The organism is Companilactobacillus halodurans (genome assembly GCF_009600985.1).
Classification (GTDB): domain Bacteria; phylum Bacillota; class Bacilli; order Lactobacillales; family Lactobacillaceae; genus Companilactobacillus; species Companilactobacillus halodurans.
The window spans coordinates 1-1,082 of record NZ_VDFP01000256.1 but is presented as its reverse complement, the minus strand read 5'-3'; the positions used below and the strand labels follow the sequence as shown (position 1 = coordinate 1,082).

Annotated in this window: 1 protein-coding gene and 1 pseudogene; both read right to left on the bottom strand. The window is 35.6% G+C overall.

Annotation, left to right across the window (positions count from 1 at the left end):
- Window positions 1–464, bottom strand: a 464-nt coding sequence (locus FHL06_RS13995) for a helix-turn-helix domain-containing protein (RefSeq protein ID WP_192918036.1), incomplete at its 3' end; no start/stop codon positions are given.
- Between the two features lie 22 nt (window positions 465–486).
- Window positions 487–1,082 (bottom strand): annotated as a pseudogene (locus tag FHL06_RS14520) (hypothetical protein); the annotation flags it as partial.

Here is a 1,082-nt window from a genome sequence, read left to right as displayed (position 1 = left end):
ATTAATTCATCAACGCCTGTATATTTCTTCTTAGCATCGTTGATATATGTAATTCCTGTACGATTCAACATCCAGTAAGTATAGTAACGTTTAAAATCAAATGGTGACATGAATGTCCCCATAAAATAAGCCATTATGCAGAGTAATAATGAAAAAAAGATATTCTCTATTGCGACAATACCACCAAAAGCTATTATTAATAACACCAGAAAAAATACTGGCCAACGATTCTTTGGTTTCCCATAATCAAACGGAAAATGCAGATACGGTTCACCAGTAATTAATTCGTCTAAGGATATATCCAACAAACCTCTCAAAGAAATAAGATTATCGATTCCCGGTAAAGTCTCGCCTGTTTCCCATCTAGAAATGGACTGTCTTGAAATGTTTAACGATTCAGCCAGTTGTTCCTGTGACAGCTGATTCTTTTTTCGATATTTAACAATGTTATCTGCCAAAGCCATTTCAGACATCATCCCATTCCCTTTAAATTTTAGATCCAGCAACTCCTTGGTTATCGCGCAATTCGTACAACGTCCTTGTTAGACTGATGCTTCGATCTTTAACTAACTCAGAAATATTTTGTTCGTCAACAAACTCAATATTTTTCCGTTGTAAAAACATAAGAATAGTCGATAACATCTGACGTTCTGAGGAACGTGGCCAATAATATTGTCGCAAGTCTAAGTAAATCTCTTGGTCCTGCTTAGTAGTGATTATTAAATGAAATCCTTCATGCATATACTGGGCTCTTCCAGGTGCATAACCACCCCTTGGAGCATTGACCGAATTAGGATTAGTCGCAAACAAATCCAGTTTAACCGTGATTTTTTTAATTTGTTGATATGGTATAAAAGCCGTTTTTCGAGCGTGAAAAAGTGTCTTAATCGGTATGGTTAATTCTTCCAAACTGTTGTAAACATCCTTATTGTTTACTACGTATACTATCCCCATCTTTTTTAATGTCCAATAAGTGTAGTATCGCTTGAAATCAAATGGCAAGAGCAAAACAACCATCGTATACCCGGCTAAAGCTCCAAATAATGGTGCATAAAAATTGTGAAATCCTGAAAAAATCATGG